This window comes from Alkalisalibacterium limincola, assembly GCF_008017755.1.
GTDB lineage: Bacteria > Pseudomonadota > Gammaproteobacteria > Xanthomonadales > Xanthomonadaceae > Alkalisalibacterium > Alkalisalibacterium limincola.
The window spans coordinates 237,736-256,677 of record NZ_VRTS01000004.1 but is presented as its reverse complement, the minus strand read 5'-3'; the positions used below and the strand labels follow the sequence as shown (position 1 = coordinate 256,677).

15 protein-coding genes and 2 pseudogenes are annotated in these 18,942 nt (G+C 68.3%); 7 read left to right on the top strand and 10 right to left on the bottom strand.

Annotation, left to right across the window (positions count from 1 at the left end; all coding sequences use genetic code 11):
* The 5 genes and pseudogenes from FU658_RS15205 to pilG all read right to left on the bottom strand — a co-directional run.
* Nucleotides 1-3,452 (bottom strand): FimL-related protein (locus FU658_RS15205; protein ID WP_187266004.1); only part of this gene is annotated, 3,452 nt, incomplete at its 3' end.
* 90 nt (nucleotides 3,453-3,542) lie between these two features.
* A pseudogene (locus tag FU658_RS08075) lies at nucleotides 3,543-5,568 on the bottom strand (methyl-accepting chemotaxis protein).
* A gap of 40 nt (nucleotides 5,569-5,608) precedes the next feature.
* Entirely contained in the window at nucleotides 5,609-6,157 is a 549-nt protein-coding gene (locus FU658_RS08065) for a chemotaxis protein CheW (protein WP_147891606.1), read from the bottom strand.
* 4 nt (nucleotides 6,158-6,161) lie between these two features.
* On the bottom strand, nucleotides 6,162-6,530 hold the full coding sequence (locus FU658_RS08060) for a response regulator (RefSeq protein WP_147891605.1): 369 nt from the start codon (nucleotides 6,528-6,530) through the stop codon (nucleotides 6,162-6,164).
* Nucleotides 6,531-6,560: 30 nt separating this feature from the next.
* Nucleotides 6,561-6,959 carry a twitching motility response regulator PilG gene (gene pilG / locus FU658_RS08055; protein ID WP_147891604.1) on the bottom strand — a complete coding sequence of 133 codons (399 nt, stop codon included), beginning with the start codon at nucleotides 6,957-6,959 and terminating at the stop codon, nucleotides 6,561-6,563.
* Between the two features lie 181 nt (nucleotides 6,960-7,140).
* Here pilG and gshB point away from each other — a divergent pair, with 181 nt between their 5' ends.
* A complete protein-coding gene (gshB, locus tag FU658_RS08050; RefSeq protein WP_147891603.1) occupies nucleotides 7,141-8,097 on the top strand; it encodes a glutathione synthase in 957 nt (318 codons plus the stop codon).
* Nucleotides 8,098-8,104: 7 nt separating this feature from the next.
* Nucleotides 8,105-8,989, top strand: a complete 885-nt coding sequence (locus tag FU658_RS08045) for a TonB family protein (protein WP_255505486.1) — start codon at nucleotides 8,105-8,107, stop codon at nucleotides 8,987-8,989.
* Between the two features lie 3 nt (nucleotides 8,990-8,992).
* On the opposite strand, the gene FU658_RS08040 is transcribed toward FU658_RS08045, so the two are convergent.
* Genes FU658_RS08040 through FU658_RS08030 form a run of 3 tightly spaced genes read right to left on the bottom strand, consistent with a single transcriptional unit; the run spans nucleotide 8,993 to nucleotide 10,973 of the window.
* A complete protein-coding gene (locus FU658_RS08040) occupies nucleotides 8,993-9,952 on the bottom strand; it encodes an aspartate carbamoyltransferase catalytic subunit (RefSeq protein ID WP_187266002.1) in 960 nt (319 codons plus the stop codon).
* Entirely contained in the window at nucleotides 9,949-10,407 is a 459-nt protein-coding gene (ruvX, locus tag FU658_RS08035) for a Holliday junction resolvase RuvX (RefSeq protein WP_147891601.1), read from the bottom strand. Before ruvX ends, FU658_RS08040 begins: the two co-directional genes overlap by 4 nt.
* Complete coding sequence (locus FU658_RS08030) at nucleotides 10,404-10,973, bottom strand: YqgE/AlgH family protein (protein WP_147891600.1); 570 nt, start codon at nucleotides 10,971-10,973, stop codon at nucleotides 10,404-10,406. The genes ruvX and FU658_RS08030 overlap by 4 nt, the downstream gene beginning before the upstream one ends.
* 166 nt (nucleotides 10,974-11,139) lie before the next feature.
* Between FU658_RS08030 and FU658_RS08025 the strand changes: the two genes are divergently transcribed.
* The 3 genes and pseudogenes from FU658_RS08025 to FU658_RS16030 all read left to right on the top strand — a co-directional run bounded on the left by FU658_RS08025 (nucleotide 11,140) and on the right by FU658_RS16030 (nucleotide 14,884).
* Nucleotides 11,140-12,939, top strand: a complete 1,800-nt coding sequence (locus FU658_RS08025; RefSeq protein WP_147891599.1) for a sensor histidine kinase — start codon at nucleotides 11,140-11,142, stop codon at nucleotides 12,937-12,939.
* Nucleotides 12,936-13,379 carry a response regulator gene (locus tag FU658_RS08020; RefSeq protein WP_147891598.1) on the top strand — a complete coding sequence of 148 codons (444 nt, stop codon included), beginning with the start codon at nucleotides 12,936-12,938 and terminating at the stop codon, nucleotides 13,377-13,379. Before FU658_RS08025 ends, FU658_RS08020 begins: the two co-directional genes overlap by 4 nt.
* Nucleotides 13,380-13,394: 15 nt before the next feature.
* Nucleotides 13,395-14,884 (top strand): annotated as a pseudogene (locus FU658_RS16030) (ATP-binding response regulator).
* Nucleotides 14,885-14,941: 57 nt separating this feature from the next.
* Here FU658_RS16030 and FU658_RS08005 read toward each other — a convergent pair.
* Nucleotides 14,942-16,072: a PilT/PilU family type 4a pilus ATPase gene (locus tag FU658_RS08005; protein ID WP_147891595.1), complete on the bottom strand. Its 1,131-nt coding sequence runs from the start codon at nucleotides 16,070-16,072 to the stop codon at nucleotides 14,942-14,944.
* Between the two features lie 76 nt (nucleotides 16,073-16,148).
* On the bottom strand, nucleotides 16,149-17,186 hold the full coding sequence (locus FU658_RS08000; RefSeq protein ID WP_147891594.1) for a type IV pilus twitching motility protein PilT: 1,038 nt from the start codon (nucleotides 17,184-17,186) through the stop codon (nucleotides 16,149-16,151).
* Between the two features lie 210 nt (nucleotides 17,187-17,396).
* On the opposite strand from FU658_RS08000, the gene FU658_RS07995 reads away from it, so the two are divergent.
* Nucleotides 17,397-18,032 carry a YggS family pyridoxal phosphate-dependent enzyme gene (locus FU658_RS07995; RefSeq protein WP_255505493.1) on the top strand — a complete coding sequence of 212 codons (636 nt, stop codon included), beginning with the start codon at nucleotides 17,397-17,399 and terminating at the stop codon, nucleotides 18,030-18,032.
* A 57-nt stretch (nucleotides 18,033-18,089) separates the two neighbouring features.
* Entirely contained in the window at nucleotides 18,090-18,914 is an 825-nt protein-coding gene (gene proC / locus FU658_RS07990) for a pyrroline-5-carboxylate reductase (RefSeq protein WP_147891592.1), read from the top strand.
* The last annotated feature ends 28 nt before the right edge of the window (nucleotides 18,915-18,942 follow it).

The following is an 18,942-nucleotide window of genomic DNA, read 5'->3' as shown; positions in this document are numbered from 1 at the left end:
GGCTGCTCCTCGATCTCGGGCTGCTCCTCGATCTCGGGCTGCTCCTCGATCTCGGGCTGCTCCTCGATCTCGGGCTGCTCCTCGATCTCGGGCTGCTCCTCGATCTCGGGCTGCTCCGCGGCGTGGAGCTGCTGCTCGTCCATCCCGGTTTCGACCGGCTCGCCGAAATCCGGAAGCGCGCTGGTGTCCGCCTCCTCGAGGTTCACCGCCTCGGGCACCATGCCGTCATCGACCGCGGACGCTGCTTCGTCGACCGAATCCGACTCCTCGTCCCCTCCCATGCCGTAGTACGGCTGGGTGGGTTCGGGCAGCGTGTCGCGCTCTTCGGCCATCCTCGCCGGCAGGTCACCCAACAAGGGGACCCTCGGCGGATCGAGGTCGAGTGCAGCCAGCACGCGGCGGATCGCCGTCGCGGACTCCTCGACCAGGCCGATGCCACTGGCGCTGGCGGCGCGGCGCGCGGCCAACAGCCGCTTGATATATCCCTCCAGGGGCGAGGTGAGCTCGGTGACGACCGGTATCTCGGTCATCGCGAACGCACCGTTCATCGTGTGCACGGCGCGCAGCAGCGGGTCGTCCGCACGCTGCACACCGGCGCTACGGCCCGCCGCCACCCAGGCGTCGACCGTTTCGAGGTGGCCATGCACCTCGACCTTTAGGATCTCGAACAGCACGGGATCGAGCGCCACCGGAACGGTTTCCTCGGCTTCCGCCTCGGCCACCGGCAGTTCGTCCCCACCTGCGTCGACCGGCTCCGAAGATTCCCCTGCGTCGCCCGCCACGTCCTGGAGCTCGGCGACCTCGCCGAACCCATCGCTGTCCACTTCCTGCGAGACCGGAGCCCCGGCATCGAAGAACGCCTCTTCGCCGGCTGCGACCCGATCAGCCACCAGCTGAAGGGCGCCGATGTCGGCGCGGATACCGGCGACCCCTGCCAGCGAATCGCGGATCTCCGGCAGCACCTGCTGCGCCGACTCCACCAACGCGATGGCGGCCGGTGTGACCGGACGGCTGTTGTCGAGCAGGCGGTTGAGCGCATTCTCGATGCGCCAGCTGAATTCTCCGAGGGTCAGCGCCCCGACCAGACGGCCACTGCCCTTGAGTGTGTGGAAGACGCGGCGGATCGGGCGCAGGCCGTCGAGCTCGTCGGGCCGGGCGCGCCAAGCGGGCAGCAGCTCGCCGAGATTCTCGATCTCTTCCTGGACTTCCTCGAGGAACACCTCGCGGATCTCATCGTCGATCTCTTCACCCGCACCCTCGAATCCGGTGGGCGCCGGGACGTCGCTGCCGGGCTGGCCGGCGGCCGATGGCGGCTGGGCCACCTCGGCCTGCGAGTGCTCCGGGGCGGTCTCGGTGGCCGCAGCATCGGCGACGGGCGAGTGGGCTGATTCGGGCTCGAAGCCGGGATCGAAAGCCAGCCCCATGTCCGGATCGCCGCCGAAGGCGATGGCCTCGTCGAACTCGATGACGAAGTCCGGCGCCTCCTCCCCCGCCAAGTCCTGCGAACGCTGTGTGCCGGCGTCCACTCCCGGGGCGTGTGCCTCCTGCTCGTAGTCGATCTCGAGGACGGCGTCGTCCACGGTTTCGAACGAGGCTTCGAAAGTGTCCTCTACGAGCGCCTCTGCACCGGATTCGACCGGCTCGAGCGGGGCCTCGCCGGCTGCCGTCCCGGCGTGCTCGCCCAACGGTGCAGGCGCAGTGGCATCGGGTACGGATTGTTCCTGGAACTCCCCGTCGGCCACCACCGGACCCACGCCCAGCAGGCGCAGCCGCTGTTCGCAGGTGTCCAAAATCTTGTCGCGCCCACCGCGCTGGTCACGCAGGGCCTCGAGGAAATATTCCAGGCTGGAGAGGGCATCGGCCAGCGTTTCGAGCTGGCTCGGATTGGGAACCCGGCGCTGCTCGATGAGTTCATTGGAAGTGAAGCGGCGCAGGGCCACCAGGTAGTCCGGGGCACGCTCGACCTCGAGCATGCGCAGGGCACCACCCACTTCGTCGAGAAGCTGCGGGACGTCATTGAGCTGCGCGCTGTCCCAGCTGGTCTCCACGAAGGCCACGAAACACTGCCGCGCCTGGGCGAAGTTGCTGATCGCCTCGCGCACCACCACGTCGAGCACGGTGCGCGCCTCGCCGGGCGAAAGCCCGGGGACCTCGGCCTTGGCGTCCTCGCCACCGGCGCCCGTGGGATGGCCCAATTGGGCCACCTGGTCGTCGAGCGAGGCTTCGACATAAAGAAGCGCACCCGCGATATCGAGCAGCGTGCCTTCGTCGGCCTGGCGCTGCCCGGCAGCGACCTCGGCCAACGCCTGGCGCTGCTCCTGCACGACACGGCGCGGCACGCCCAGGCCAAGCATGCCCAGCGTGTCCCCGACCCGGTCGAGGACCTCCGCCTCGGCAGCCAGCTCGGTGGCGGGACGATCAGGGCTGCGCATGTGCAGGTCGAGTGCATCCTTGACCCGCAGCAGGTCGTCCTTGATCGCCTTCGAAACGGTGTCGAGCAGGGCCCTGTTGTGTCCCGTCATGCTGCCACGCGCGTGCGCCAGTTCGGCCTCGCTGGGCAGGTAGCGATCGAGCAGGAAGACCTCGCGCATCTCGCGGATGCGGCCGTAGTCGGTGGGCGCGTGGGCCACGTAGTAAAGCAACTGGCGGGTCAGTTCCAGCGGCGGATCGGCCCGGAAGGCCGCCTCGCCATCGTCTGCCAGGCGCTTGATCTCGCGTTCCACCCGACCCAGGGCCTGCTTGAGCGCCTTGGAGGCTTCGAATGCACCGGCACGCAGTGCCTCCAGCGTCCCTCCGGCCACCCAGAACAGGCGACGGGCGGGCTCGGCGCTCACCGAAGCGACCAGGCGGTCGCACACGGCCGTCAAGGCTCCGATGGTGTCCGCCGAGCCTTCGTCGCGCAGCCACTTCAGCAACGCCCCCTGGTACTGCGAGCGAAGTTCCTCGGCCTGCTCGCGCAGGTCCTGCGCCGGCACTGCCTGCTCCGGGCCCGCCGCACTGGCCGGCAGGTCCCGGCCCAGATCGGGAGAGAACAACGCGCTCTCACCCAGGCCCTTTTCGCCGCGCGCTTCGCGCAGCTCGTTGAGCAAGGGCAGCAGCACGATCGGAATGTCCCGGTGGCCGCCCTGCAGGCGCTCGAGATAGTCGGGCAACTGGACGATGCCACGCATCAACACCGCGTACGCCTCGTCGCGGTCGCCCTCGCCCGGCTCGGCGAGCTTGCGGGCCAGTTGCTCCATTTCCTCGGCCACCATGGCGGCGCCGTACAGCTCGACCATCCGCAGGGTGCCATGCACCTGGTGCAGGTAGGTCGCGCAATAGCGCATCTGGCTGACGTCGCCCGGGTCCTCGACGAAGCTCTCCAGCGCAATGCGCGCCTGTCGCAGCGTCTCGTCGAGCTCGGGCTTGACCCAGGTCAGCGTGGTGAAATCAATGTCTTCGTACAGCCTCATGCCGGGGTCCTGTAGGGGCGCGCCGAAATTCCCGGCCACGCCCTGAGCCTTGCCATGCCTTGCCCGTTACCGGGCCGGCTCCACTGCCGGTCAGCCCGGCAGCTTGAAGTCGGCCACCGAACGCCGCAGGTCCGCAGCCAGCTGGGCCAGGTTGCCGATCGACTCGGCCGTCTGGCTCGCACCCTGCGAGGTCTGCGTGGTGATCTCCTGGATGACGTTCATCGTCGACGTGATGTTGGTTGCCGCCGCCGACTGCTGTCGCGCCGCCGAGGAAATGTTCTGGATGAGGTTCGCGAGGTCGGTCGAGACGGTCTCGATCTCGCCCAGCGCCAGGCCGGCGTCCTCGGCCAGGCGTGCACCGGCGACCACCTCGGCCGTCGTCTGCTCCATGGAGCTGACCGCCTCGTTGGTATCGGACTGAATCGTCTGCACCAGCGTCTCGATCCGCTTGGTCGCGTTCGATGCGCGCTCGGCGAGTCGCTGCACTTCATCGGCCACGACCGCGAAGCCTCGGCCCGCCTCGCCGGCCGAGGCCGCCTGGATGGCCGCGTTGAGCGCCAGGATGTTGGTCTGCTCGGAGATGTCGTTGATCAGTTCGACGATCGAGCCGATCTCCTGCGAGCTTTCGCCCAGGCGCTTGATTCGCTTCGAGGTTTCCTGGATCTGGTCACGGATGGAGTCCATGCCCTGGATGGTCAGGCGCACCACCTCCGCACCCTTGGCGGCGATCTGCACCGAGCGCTGCGCAACGTCCGCGGACTCCTCGGAGTTCTTCGACACCTCGTCGATGCTGGCCGCGATCTCGTTGATCTTGGCCGAGGCCGAGGAGATCTCCTGGGCCTGGTGCTCGGCCGCTTCGGCCAGGTGCATCGCGGTGGCCTGGGTTTCCTGGGCCGCCGCGGCGACCTGCACCGCGGTCTCGTTGATGGTCTGCACCAGGCTGCGCAGTGCCTCGACGGCGAAGTTGATGGAGTCCGCGATCGCGCCGGTGATGTCCTCGGTGACGGTCGCCTTCACGGTCAGGTCGCCTTCGGCGAGCGAGCCCATCTCGTCGAGCAGGCGCAGGATCGCCTCCTGGTTGCGCTGGTTGAGCTCCTGGGTGCCTGCGTAGCGGCGGGCCTGGTCGCGGAACACGGAGAGCAGCAGCATGATGATCGCGGCCAGCGCGATCACACCGGCGGCCGCACCCAGGGTCAGGCCACCCAGCACCCGGCGCTGGGGAAGCTCGTTGAGGGACGTGGCGAAGTCGCGGGCACCGTTGAGCAGCGACTCGGAGTCGAGGAAGATCTGGTCGGACGCGGCCTTGATCGCGAACAGCGAGCTGGAGCCTTCCAGGATCGTCGCGATGTCCGGCTGTACTTCGTTGTAGGCGTCCGCGACCTGGGTCAGCGCAGCCTGGCCGGCCCCGCTGGTGACCCGGCGCAGGTTGCCGCCGCCCTCGCGCAGGCCCTGCAGGGTCTGCTCGAACACCGCGGCATCGCGGGAGAAGCGATCGGCGGCCGACACCGCACCCGAGCCGCCCTGCAGGATCTGCGTCACCGAGCGCAGCATGCGCTCGGCCAGCACGATCTGCCGGGTTGCGACCTGGACGTCGGAGCGGAACGCGCCACCGTCGAGCATGTGTCCGATCACCTCGTCCATCGAGCCTGCAGCCGGCCGGGCGCCGCGGAGAACCGCGCCGCCGCCTCGGACAACTCAAGGACCACGTCTTCGCCGGCGAGGATCTCCTCGACGTTGCGGCTGATCGGTTCCCAGGTGGCGGCCAGTCGCGCCAGCTGCGGACGACCTGCGGATGGTCGCGGTAACCGGGAAGTCCGTCGACATTGCCCTGTTGCAGGTCGCGCAGCTGGCGATCGATGCGATCGCGCGTGGCGCGAAGTTCGCCGAAGGCCTCGAAGCCGCCGGTGACCGCTTCGCTGGAGAACTTGGCCACCTGCTGCGACAACACCTGGATTTCCGCGGCGGCATCTCGCGCCAGGGCCTCCTCGGCGTTCCGCTGCGCGGCGATGTAGAAGTTCGCGCCGAAGACGATCAGTGCGATCGCCGCGACAAGGCCCCAGAAGGCCAACGTCCCGCTACGTTCCTTACCCGTGAGTGCGCCCGCTGCAGTGCTCATGACTCGACCTCGATCCCCAAAAGAAATACCAACGACGGGCTCATGCCGCCGCCTGCCGGAACTCCGGCGTCCGCGTGAGCTTGCTCATGCTGAAGACGCCCCATGTGACACCACCCAGTTCATAGGCGGTCTCGATGAAATGTGAATAACGACCCGCGGCCAGCTCCCCTGCCTCGACCTTCTGCGTGTCGGCGAAACCCCGCTGCCCGTAGAGCTCGTCGATCAATACGGCGACGTCGCCACCGGGCTGGCGTATGAGCAGGATGCGCTGTGCCTCGTGCAGGACCGTGCGCTCCCCCTCCAGGAACAGGCGCAGGTCGGCCACCGGCAACAAGGTGCCGCGCAGGTTGGCCACGCCCAGCATCCACGGTGCCGCACCCGCAACCGGCGTCACCGCGGGCAGGTGCAGGATCTCGATGACCTCGTCGTAGCCCGACACCAGCCTGCGCTGGCCCAGCCGGAACGCCACCCCGCGCCAGTGGCCCGGGGCGTCGATCTGCTCCGGGCGGCCGGGATCGTGGGCAAGCGACGCCTTTTCGTAGTGCGCGAGCACATCGAAGGGATGCTCGTTTCGGTTGCTCTTCGCCATTGGATCAGGACTGTCCGAGGGCCGTGCTGATGCGCTGGATGAGGTCCTTCTCATTGGGCGGCTTGACGACGTAGTCCTTGGCGCCCTGGCGCATGCCCCAGACTCGGTCGGTCTCCATGCCCTTGGTGCTGACGATGATGACCGGGATCGAACTCGTCCCGGGATCCTTGCTCAGCGCACGCGTGGCCTGGAAGCCGTTCATGCCCGGCAGGATGACGTCCATCAGCACCAGGTCGGGCTTCTGCGACTTCGCCATGTCGATGCCGTCCTCGGCACTGCCGGCGGCAATGACCTCATGCCCGTTGCGCTCCAGCAGGCTGGTGAACACGCGGGTGTCGGTCGGTGAATCTTCGATGATCAGAATACGTGCCATTGGCTCCCCCTGAGACCTATGGACAGCCGCCTAGGCGGCGGCGTAGCGACGGACGACGCTGAGCAGTTCCTCGCGGGTGAACGGTTTGGTCAGGTATTGCTCCGACCCGACGATCCGGCCCCTGGCCTTGTCGAACAAGCCGTCCTTGGAGGACAGCATGATCACCGGCGTGGACTTGAACAGCTGGTTGTTCTTGATCAGCGCACAGGTCTGGTAGCCGTCCAGCCTGGGCATCATGATGTCGACGAAAATGACTTGCGGCTGCTGGTCGGCGATCTTTGCCAGCGCCTCGAAGCCATCGGTCGCGGTCACGACCTCGCACCCCTCCTTCTTGAGCAGGGTTTCCGCGGTCCGGCGGATCGTCTTCGAATCATCGATGACCATGACCCGGAGTCCAGCCAGTTCCCCGGACTGATTTGTCTCACTCATCCATATCCCCATGCGCAGGTGTTTCGGCGCCCAAATGGTAACGGCGCGTGAAGGCCGCTCCCCAAGTCTGTATCCCAGTGATCACCGTGCAAGTCAAGCGCGGCGGTCGACCTTCGGCCGTCCATGATCCGCCACCAGGTGCCCTGCTACGATACCAGTGTTTGCCAGCGGGATATCTGCGATGCCGTTCACGGTTGCCGTCATCATGGATCCGATCGAGTCGATCTCGACGGCCAAGGACTCCACTTTCGCGATGCTGCTGGAAGGCCAGAGGCGCGGGCTGGACATGCACTACGTGCGTCCGGGGAGCCTCGGCACCGCCGGGGGGCGGGCCACGGCCGTCGCCGCACCGGTCCGGGTGAGCGACCAGGCCCGCGACTTCCACGAGCTGGGCGAGGCCCGGGCGGTGGACCTGGGCGGTTTCGACGTGGTCCTGATGCGCAAGGACCCGCCGGTGGACGCCAACTTCATCCACGACACCCAGATCCTCGACCTGGCCCAGCGCGACGGGGCCCTCGTGGTCAACGACCCCCAGGGCCTGCGCGACCTGAACGAAAAGCTCGCCGCGTTGCTGTTTCCGCAGTGCTGCCCGCCGACCCTGGTCTCGCGCCAGGCGGCGGACCTCAAGGCCTTCATCGCCGAGCACGGGGACTGCGTGCTCAAGCCGCTCGACGGCATGGGTGGCCGCTCGATCTTCCGGGTGCGCCACGGCGACGACAACACCAACGTGGTGCTGGAGACGCTGACCGGGGGCGGCCGGGAGCTGGCCATGGCGCAGCGCTACCTGCCCGAGATCCGCGAAGGCGACAAGCGCATCCTGCTGGTGGAGGGCGAGCCGATGCCCTACGCGCTGGCGCGCATCCCGCAAGGCGGGGAGTTCCGCGGCAACCTGGCGGTAGGCGGCCGGGGCGAAGGCCGCGAGCTCAGCGAACGCGACCGCTGGATCGCCGCCGAAGTCGGACCGGAGCTCAAGCGCCGCGGCATGGTGTTCGTCGGCCTGGACGTGATCGGTGACTACCTCACCGAAGTCAACGTGACGAGTCCGACATGCATCCGCGAGATCGACGCGCAGTACGGGACCAACATCGCCGGGCACATGTTCGACGCGATCGAGGCCCGCCTGGCCGACGCCAGCTGAGATGACGTTGGATCGAAGCGGACCCTCGCCCGGCACGGGGCCCAGCATCGGCGCGGGGGACCGGCTCGGCGCCACGCTGGCGCTGTCGTTGATCATCCACGGCATCGTCCTGCTCGGCCTGGGCTTCACCGCCGAGCGTTCGGCGCCGCTGCTGCCTACCCTGGACGTGATCCTGGTGGAAACCAGCCAGCGGCAGCCGCCGGAGGAGGCCGACTTCCTGGCCCAGGCAAGCCAGCAGGGTGGTGGTGAAAGCGAGACCCCCGAGCGCCCGCGCGAGCCGCAACCCGCGCCGGTACCGAAGGAGGATCCCGGCATCGCGCCGCAGCCCGTGCGTGCCCAGGCGCCACCACCGCAGCCGGTGGCCAGCCCGCGGGTCGTCAGCGCGACAGCCAGCGACACCGTCGTGGCGCGCCCCGAGGACACCCCCGAGCGCCCCGACGAACCCTTGCCCACCGGCGAGGAGAACATCGAGCTGAGCCTGGAGATGGCGCGATTGGCCGCGGAGATCGAACGCGATGCCGAACTGCTGGCCAGGCGACCCAGCCGCAAGTTCATCAGCGCCAGCACCCGCGAGTACGAGTACGCGGCCTACATGCGTTCCTGGGTCAGCCGGGTCGAACGCGTGGGCAACCTCAATTATCCCGAGGAGGCCCGTCGGCGCCGACTGACCGGAAGGGTGATGATGACCGTCGGGGTCCGGCGCGACGGCAGCATCGACAGCATCGACATCGTGCGCGCCAGCGGATACCCGATCCTGGACCAGGCGGCCGTGCGCGTGGTGCGCCTGGCCGAACCCTTCCAGCCGCTGCCGCGGACGGCCGACGATCCCGACGTGCTGCACATCACCCGCACCTGGGAATGGACGATCGGTGGCCAACTGATAGACCAGTAGCGCCTATCCGGCCAGCAGCTGCTCCAGCACGGCCATGCGCACCGCGACCCCGTTGGCCACCTGGCGCAGGATCAGCGAGCGCGGTCCGTCGGCCACCTCCGGAGAAATCTCCACGCCCCGGTTCATCGGGCCCGGATGCAGGACGACGGCATCGGGCCGGGCCCGGGCCAGGCGACGCTCGTCCAGCCCGTAGGCGGCGAAGTACCCGTCCAGCGAGGGCACCAGGCCCTCCTCCATGCGCTCGCGCTGCAGTCGCAGCATGAACACCGCATCGACGCCCTCGACCGCCTCGTCCAGCGACGCCGTGGAAACCACGCCAGCCAACAACGGGTCGGCCCGGTCGGGCAGCAGCCCGGCGGGCCCGCACACACGCAACTCACCGATGCCCAGGGCCTTCAAGGCGTGGATGTCGGAGCGCGCCACGCGCGAATGACGCACGTCGCCCACCACCACCACCTTCAGGCCCGAGAAGTCCTGGCCCTTGGCCTGGCGCAGGGTCAACATGTCCAGCAGTCCCTGGGTCGGGTGGGCGCGGGTCCCGTCACCGCCGTTGACCAGCACGGTCCCGGCCGCCGCCCCGGCCGCCAGGTCGTCGACTGCACCGCTGTGCCCATGGCGCACGATGAAGGCGTCCACGCCCATGGCCTCGAGCGTCCGCAGCGTGTCCAGGTCGGTCTCGCCCTTCTTGGCCGACGAGGTGGAGACGTCGACGTTGACCACGTCCATGCCCAGTCGCTGGGCCGCGAGCTGGAAGCTGCCGCGGGTGCGGGTGGAGGGTTCGAAGAACAGCGTGCACGCGGTGCGACCCGCCAGGCGGCCACGCAACGACGTGCCGCCTCGCGCGGCTTCGGTCAGCGCCTGGGCCCGGTCGAGCAGTGCTTCGAGCGCCCCGCGCGGCAAGCCCTCGAGCGTCAGCAGGTGTCGCAACCGGCCCTCGTTGTCGCACTGGATTGGATTCGTCACGGGTTCACCTCGGTCGCGGAGCCGGGCTGCATCAGCCAGCGCTCCAGAATCAATACCGCAGCCAGCGCGTCGATGCGCGCGGCATCGCGCCGGCGGCGGGTGCCGCGGGCGCGATCGGCGGCGAAACGGCGCGCAGCTTCCTTCGACGTGTCGCGCTCGTCAACCAGATACACCGGGAGGGCGTAGCGTTGCCTGGCCTGCCGGGCAAACCGCAGCGCGCGAGCGCGATTGGGCTGGTCCGGGGCCTCCGGGTCGAGCTGCAGGGGATCGCCCACCACCAGCGCCGCGGGCGCCCAGTCCGCAACCAGGGCATCGACGCGTGCCCAGTCCAGGCCCCGCTCACCCACGGTGACGATGCCCAGGTCGCGCACGCCGTCCGTCAAGGGGTTGCAGATCGCCACGCCAATGATCTTCGACCCGATGTCGAAGCCCAGCGCGGGTCCGTCGGAGTTCATGCGTGGCCGGCGTAATCGGTCAGCCGGCCCGGGTCGACGCCCAGTCGGGCGACGGCCGCCTGCCAGCGGCTTTCCAGCGGCTCCGAGAAGATCAGGTCCTCGCTGGCCTCGAGCGTCAGCCACGCGTTGTCGAGGATCTCCGACTCCAGCTGGCCCGCTTCCCATCCCGCGCAGCCGAGCATGACCAGGCTGCGCGCGGGGCCATCGTCGCGGGCCATGGCTTCCAGGATGTCCCGCGAGGTCGTCACGTACAGGCCGTCACGAACGACCAGTGTCGAATCGAAGCTTCGCGGGTCGTCGTGCAGCACGAAGCCGCGCTCGGGATTGACCGGGCCACCCGCCAGCACCGGCCGGCGCGCCAACGCCAGGGAATCCGTCTCGATGCCCATCTGCCCCAGGACATCGCCGAGGCAGTATTCCGAAAGCCGGTTCACCACCAGCCCCATCGCCCCCTGCGCGTCATGCTGGCACAGCAAGGCCACGCCCCGGCTGAAATGGGGGTCGGCCATCGCCGGCATGGCGATGAGGAACTGTTCGCAGAGGCTGTGCGCGGGCTGGAGCGGCATCACGGCATTCTAGCCCGGCCACCGTGCCGCTGCGGTAGCTAAACACCCAAGGTTTTTCGTTCAGACTTGTGAATTGGCAAGCTGGCATTCTTGCTTCCGCTTTGTCGTTGCAAACGACGGGCAGCCGATCCCTCCCGCCGGTGGTAGGGGTAACCAGGAAGGATCCATGGGGCAAAGCGTTCTCCAAGTTCACTGGCGCCGGTGGGCGCTTCCCGCGCTGCTGCTGGCGATCGTCATCATCATCGTGGCGCCGCTGCTGCTCGAGCGCTCGCGCCTGGATTCGCTCGAGCGCGCCTCGGAGCTCGTCGACCACACCAACAAGGTGTACGCCACGGCGAATGCGATCGCGTTCAAGCTTCGCGACCTCGAGGCCGCCACGCTGGCCTTCCATCTGGGCATGGACACACCGGCCATCCGCAGTCGCATGGAGCGGGACAACGCGCTGCTTCCCCAGCGCCTGGCGGAGCTGGCCGAGCTGACCCGCGACAATCCCGACCAGCAAAACCGGGTGGGCCGGCTGACCTCGTCGGCCGAGCAGCGCATGGCCCTCGCCAACCAGGCGATGGAAGCCACCAAGGCGGGGGACGAGGAGACGGCCCTGCGGGCCCTCTCCGACGTGGTCATGCATTTCCCGATCCGCGACGTGGTCGACGAGATCGCCGCCGCGGAATCCGCCCTGCTGGAGCCCCGCATCGCCGAGACCGACCGCCAGCGTGGACAGCTCAGGGATATCGGCATCGGCGGCACCGTCGTGCAGTTGCTGCTGCTGGGCATCATCGCGGTCGTGCTCAAGCGCCAGATCTCGCGCCTGGTCATGACCGAGGGCAAGCTGGAGGAGGCGCGCACCCACGCCGGCGCGATCCTGCAGTCGGTACGCGACCCGATCGCCCTGCTCAACGAGGAGCAGGAGCTGGTGCTGCACAACGTCGCCTTCGAAGAGTTGTATGGGGAATGCGAGGAAGGCGTCGTACTCGCGCGCGTGGGCAGCGGGGCCTGGGATGACCCGGCGATGCTGCAACGGCTGCGCGACGTGGCCGGCCGCCAGCGTGAACTGTGGGACCACGAGCTGCGCCAGACCACCGCCGATGGGCAGGAGCGGGTCATGCTGGTCAATGCCCGACCGATGAAGATGCCCGAACAGGCCCGGCCGATGGTGCTTCTCACCGTGGCGGACATTTCCGCCCAGAAGGCCGCCGCGGAGCGCGTGCGCGAACTCAACCGCCAGCTCGAAGGCAAGGTCGCGCAGGTGTCGGACGTCAACCGCGAGCTGGAGGCCTTCAGCTACTCCGTCTCCCACGACCTGCGTGCCCCGCTGCGCCATATCGCCGGCTTTTCCGACAAGCTCGGCCGCCACCTCGGCGAGAACGCGGACGAGAAGTCGGCCCATTACCTCGGCGTCATCGGCGATGCCGCCCGGCGCATGGCCAGCCTGATCGACGACCTGCTGGTGTATTCGCGCCTGGGCCGCAACGCGATGCGACTGCAGGCGGTGGACATGCAGTCGCTGGTCGACGAGGTCCGCGCGATCCACGACCACGAGGAGCGCGAGTCCAGCCTGCACTGGAAGGTCCAGCCGCTGCCGGTGGTCGTGGCGGATGAGAACATGATGCGCCAGGTGTGGCTGAACCTGATCGGCAACGCGATCAAGTACTCCTCGCACCGCGAGCGCATCGAGATTTCGATCGAATGCGAACGCCAGCCCGATGGTGCACACCGCTTCTGCGTGCGCGACAACGGGGCCGGCTTCGACATGGCCTATGCCGGCAAGCTTTTCGGGGTGTTCCAGCGCCTGCACAAGGCCTCGGACTTCCCCGGCACCGGCATCGGCCTGGCCAGCGTGCGGCGCGTGCTCGGCCGCCACCACGGCCGCATCTGGGCGGAAGCCAAGCCCGACGAAGGCGCCGCCTTCTACTTCACCCTGCCCGCCAACCTGGAACACGACAAGCACGGAGCACCCCACTCATGAGCACGATCCGCACCATCCTTCTGGCGGAGGACAGCCCGGCGGATGCCGAGATGGCCATCGACGCCCTGCGCGAAGCGAATTTGATCAATCCAATCGTCCATGTCGAGGACGGCGTGGAGGTCATGGAGTACCTCAACCGCGAGGGCCGGTTCGCCGACCGCACCGACGAGGACGTGCCCGCAGTGCTCCTGCTCGACATCAAGATGCCGCGCATGGACGGCCTCGAGGTGCTGCAGCGCATGCGCAGCGACCCGCGTCACAAGCACATCCCGGTGGTGATCCTGTCCTCGTCACGAGAGGAGAGCGACCTGGCGCGCAGTTGGGACCTTGGCGTCAACGCCTACGTGGTGAAGCCCGTCGACGTGGACCAGTTCTTCACCGCGGTGCGAACACTGGGCCGGTTCTGGGCGGTGCTCAACGAGGCGCCGAACCGGCGCTGAGGGTGAGGACGACACATGCCCTTCCGTGACCCCAAGCACCCGGTCCGCGTCCTGCTGGTCGAAGACTCGCCGGAAGACGCCGAGCTCGTCACCGGGCAGCTGGAGGACGCTGGCCTGTGCTTCACCGCCGAGCGCGTCGAGGACGGGGACGCCCTGGCCAGGGCACTCGACGAGTTCCAGCCCGACCTGATCCTGTCCGACCTGAGCCTTCCGGGCTACAGCGGCCACGAGGCGCTGGCGCTGGTGCGCCAGCGCTCGCCGGTCACGCCCTTCATCTTCGTGTCCGGCACGATCGGCGAGGAAACGGCGATCGAAGCCCTCCAGCAGGGTGCGGCCGACTACATCCTCAAGCAGAACATGGCCCGGCTGGCCGCCGCAGCCGAGCGCGCGGTGCGCGAGGCCGAGGTGGCGCGCGAACGCCGGCAGGCGGAGGCGGAGCTGCTGCGCGCCCAGCGCATGGAAAGCCTGGCCCTGTTGACCAGTGGGCTGGGCCACGACCTGCGCAACGTCCTGCAGCCCCTGCTGATCGTGCCTTCGATCATCCGCGACCATTCCGACAAGCCCCAGCTGGTGAAGCTTGCCGACCTGGTGCATGACTGCGCAGCCGAGGGCTGGACATGGTCGGGTCGATGCTGTCCTTCGCCCGTGGCGACGGCAGCCCCGACGAGGAGATCGAGGTCGACTCGCTGCTCGACGCGGTGCGGATGATGATGCAGGGCAGCCTGCCGCGGAAGGTGGAGCTGAAGCTGGACGGCAAGGGGAAGGGCTTGAAGCTGCGGGCGAACCGCACCGAGATCCAGCAGTGCCTCCTCAACCTGGCGCTCAACGGCGCCCAGGCGATGCCCGAAGGCGGGACGTTGCGCGTGCTGGCTCGCGAGGGCGCGAACGGTGCCGTCGTGCTCGCGGTCAGCGACACCGGCGTGGGCATGGACAAGGACACCCGGGAGCGCCTGTTCACTCCCTTCTTCACCACCAAGTCCGACGGCACCGGCCTGGGCCTGCATTCGTGCCGCCGCATCATCGAAAGCCACGGCGGCTGGATCGAGCTCGAATCCAGCCCCGGCCAGGGCACGACCTTCGAACTGCATCTGCCGTCCGCGCAGCAACTCGACGACGATCCGGTCAGCAGCGGGCAGGGGCAGCGGCTGCTCATCGTCGACGAGGACCCTTCGCGCGCGCACCGCCTTGCCCGTCGCCTGGAGCGGCATGACTACCGCGTCACCGTGGCCGGTGACGGCGCCTCGGCCCTGCAGCACATCGAGTCGGCCGGGCTCCCCGACGCGGTGGTCATCGACTCCGGCCTGAGCCTGCTCACGACCGTGCAGACGCTTGGTGAACTCGAGCGTCGCCATGGACGCGGCCCGGTACTGGTGCTGACCGGGCAGGGCGCGGGCACCGGCCCGGGCGACTACCCCGACGGCCTCAACCTGCACTTCGTCGAACGCAACGGCTCCTCGCAGGGCGTGCTGCGGGTGCTGGCCAAGGCGCTCGCTCCCGCCAGCTGAGGCCAAACGCGAACGGGGCGGTCTCCCGCCCCGTCGTGCCTGCGAATCCCGGACGGATCAGCGCTCGTCCATCAACTCCACGCCGTCGAGCCCCTGGGACAGGCTGTGGGCGTCGCCGCCCTGGCTGAGCTTGATCTTCAGGCGCACCTCGTTGGTCGAGTCGGCGTAACGCAGCGCATCCTCGTAGCTGATCTCGCCGGCCATGTAGAGCTCGAACAGCGCCTGGTCGAAGGTCCGCATGCCCATGTTCGTCGATTCCTTCATGACGTCCTTGAGCTTGTGGATCTCGCCATCGCGGATGTAGTCCTGCACCAGCGGGGTGCCCAGCAGGATCTCCAGCGCGACGCGCCGGGCCTTGCCGTCGGGCGTCGGCACCAGCTGCTGCGCGACCACGCCCTTGAGGTTGAGCGAGAGGTCCATCAGCAACTGGTTGCGACGGTCCTCGGGGAAGAAGTTGATGATGCGGTCCATCGCCTGGTTGGCGTTGTTCGCATGCAGCGTGCACAGCACCAGGTGGCCCGTCTCGGCGAACGCGATGGCGTGGTCCATGCCCTCGCGGGTGCGCACCTCGCCGATCATGATCACGTCCGGCGCCTGGCGCAGCGTGTTCTTGAGCGCGTTCTCCCAGCTGTCGGTGTCGATGCCGACCTCGCGCTGGGTGATGATGCAACCCTCGTGCTTGTGCACGAACTCGATCGGGTCCTCGATGGTGATGATGTGGCCGGTCGAGTTCTGGTTGCGGTAGCCGATCATCGCCGCCAGCGAGGTCGACTTGCCGGTGCCGGTGGCACCGACGAACAGGATGATGCCGCGCTTGGTCATCGCCAGCGTCTTGATGACCGGCGGCAGGTTGAGCTCCTCGACCGTCGGGATCTTGCTTTCGATACGGCGCAGCACCATGCCGACCTGGTTGCGCTGGTAGAAGCAGCTCACGCGGAAGCGGCCGACGCCGGAGACGCCGATGGCGAACTGGCACTCGTGGGTCTTCTCGAACTCCTCGCGCTGGCCCGGCGTCATCACGTTGAGCACCAGGTCGCGGCTCTGCTGTGGCGTCAGCGGCGTCTGGGTGATCGGCGAGATCTTGCCGTGCACCTTCATCGAAGGCGCCACGCCGGCGGTGATGAAGAGATCCGACGCCTTCTTGTGCGCCATGAGCTTGAGGTAGCTGGTGAAATCGATGCTGCTCATCGTGTCCCCCGAAAGGCCCGCCGGGGCCTGGATGGTCTGGGTGGATCCAGTCTACGCCGACCGGATCGGGCCTGCGTCAGTCGAACAGGCGCTTGTCCTTGGCGTAGTTGCGTGCCGCCTGGCGCGTCACCTGCCCACGCTTCACCAGGTCCTGCAGGCACTGGTCGAGCGTCTGCATGCCCTGGTTCTGGCCGGTCTGGATCGCCGAATACATCTGCGCGACCTTGTCCTCGCGGATCAGGTTGCGGATGGCCGGGATCGCCACCATGATCTCGTGCGCCGCCACGCGGCCGCCGCCGACCTTCTTCATCAGCGTCTGCGAGATGACCGCGCGCAGGGACTCCGACAGCATGGAGCGCACCATCGGCTTCTCGCCCGCGGGGAACACGTCGATGATGCGGTCGATGGTCTTGGCCGCGGAGCTGGTGTGCAGCGTGGCGAAGACCAGGTGGCCGGTTTCCGCGGCGGTCAGCGCCAGGCGGATCGTCTCGATGTCGCGCATCTCGCCGACCAGGATGAAGTCCGGGTCCTCGCGCAGCGCCGAGCGCAGCGCCTCGGCGAAGCCGTGCGTGTCGCGGTGCACCTCGCGCTGGTTGATCAGGCACTTCTGCGCGGTGTGCACGAACTCGATCGGGTCCTCGATGGTGAGGATGTGCCCGTACTCGTTCTTGTTGATGTGGTCGACCATCGCGGCGAGGGTGGTCGACTTGCCCGAACCGGTCGGTCCGGTCACCAGGATCAGGCCCTGCGGCTGGTCGATGAGTTCGCGGAAGATCTTCGGTGCGGCCAGGTCGTCGAGCGTCAGCACTTCGGACGGAATGGTGCGGAACACCGCTCCGGCACCGCGGTTCTGGTTGAACGCGTTGACGCGGAAGCGCGCCAGGCCCGGGATCTCGAACGAGAAGTCGACCTCGAGGAACTCCTCGAAATCGCGGCGCTGCTTGTCCGACATGATGTCGTAGACCAGCGCGTGGACCTGCTTGTGGTCCAATGCCGGGATGTTGATGCGGCGCACGTCGCCATCGACCCGGATCATCGGCGGCAAGCCGGCGGACAGGTGGAGGTCGGAGGCCTTGTTCTTGACCGAAAATGCCAGCAGCTCGGCGATATCCATGCGCTACTCCCCAAATATTGCGCGTGTGCAGTCGTTTGCCGGGACAGGCGGACATGCCTTCCCCGCAGCATGTCCTGCTCCCTTGGCCGAGTATAGCCCCAGTCCGAAAAAGCGGAACCCGTGATGAACCTTGCCCCGGAAAGCCCCCCTGCCCGATCCGAAGACCTGTGCAGCCGCCACCGGGCGGTGCTGTCGAAGATCGAGAACGCGATGCCCGCCGGAGGCAGGACAAACCCCACGCTCCTGGCGGTCTCCAAGACCCAGGATGCGTCCCGGATCCGCGCCCTGGCCGCCTGTGGCCAGCGCCGTTTCGGCGAAAACTACGTGCAGGAGGCGCTGGCGAAGCAGGACGTGCTGGCCGACCTGGCGCTGGAGTGGCACCTGATCGGGCCATTGCAGTCGAACAAGGCGAAGCCGGCAGCGGAGCGTTTCGACTGGATCCAGTCGGTGGACCGGGACAAGCTGGTCCACGCGCTTGCGCGCCATCGACCCCTCGGGCGGCCGCCGTTGAACATCCTCATCCAGGTGAACATCGACGACGAGGACAGCAAGTCGGGCTGCGCACCCGGCGCGATCGCCGGGTTGGCCGATGCCATCGCCAGCCACGAGCGGCTGCGCCTGCGCGGGCTGATGGCCATTCCCGAACCCCACCCCGACCCGCGCGAGCGCGCGCGTGCGTTCGAGGCACTGCGCCGGCTCCAGGCCGACCTGGCCGCCCGCCACCCGGGCGTGGATACACTGTCGATGGGCATGAGTGGTGATTTCGAGCTGGCCATCGCCCACGGTGCCACCCTGGTGCGGGTGGGCACCGCCCTGTTCGGCCCACGCGCGCCGGCCGAGGCTTGACGCAGGGGCCTACCGGTTCGACCCTTGTGGGCTGATCTTCTTATTCGCGGAGTACGGATGCCTTCTTCCCAGGTCGTGGTCTTCATCGGTGGCGGCAACATGGCCCGCAGCATCATCGGCGGGCTGGTGGCCAGCGGCCACCCGGCCTCGGGCATACGCGTGGCCGAGCCCAACGGCGCCCTGCGCGAGGCGCTGGTGGCCGATTTCGGCGTCGACACCCACGCCGATGCAGCCGACGCGGTGTCCGGCGCGGCGGCCTGGGTGCTGGCGGTCAAGCCGCAGGTGATGCGCGAGGTGTGCACCACCCTGGCCGACGTCGCCCAGCGGGAATCGCCGGTGCTGGTGTCGGTGGCCGCCGGCATCACCACCGCGCAGATCGACCGCTGGCTTGGCGGCGGCCGGGCGGTCGTTCGGACCATGCCCAACACGCCGGCGCTGGTCGGCGCCGGCGCCACGGGCATGTACGCCAACCCTGCGGTATCGACGCAGCAGCGTGCCCTGGCCGAAGCGCTGATGTCGGCCGTGGGTCGCGCGGTGTGGATCAGCGAGGAGGTGCGCATGGATGCCGTCACCGGCATCTCCGGCAGCGGCCCGGCCTACTTCTTCCTGCTGGCCGAAGCGATGCAGGAGGCCGGCATCGCCCAGGGCCTCGACCCGGAGGCGGCCCGCGCCCTGGTGGTGCAGACCGCACTGGGCGCGGCACGGATGATGGACGAAACCGGTGAGAGCGCGGCGACGCTGCGCGAACGCGTCACCTCGCCCGGCGGCACCACCCAGGCCGCGCTGGAGGCTTTCGCGGCCGGTGGCCTCAAGGCCCTGGTCGACTCGGCCGTCACCGCGGCGACACGCCGCGGGGCGGAACTTTCAAAGGCGAACGATTGATCGCGCTGGATCGATCCGGCCCGGCAAC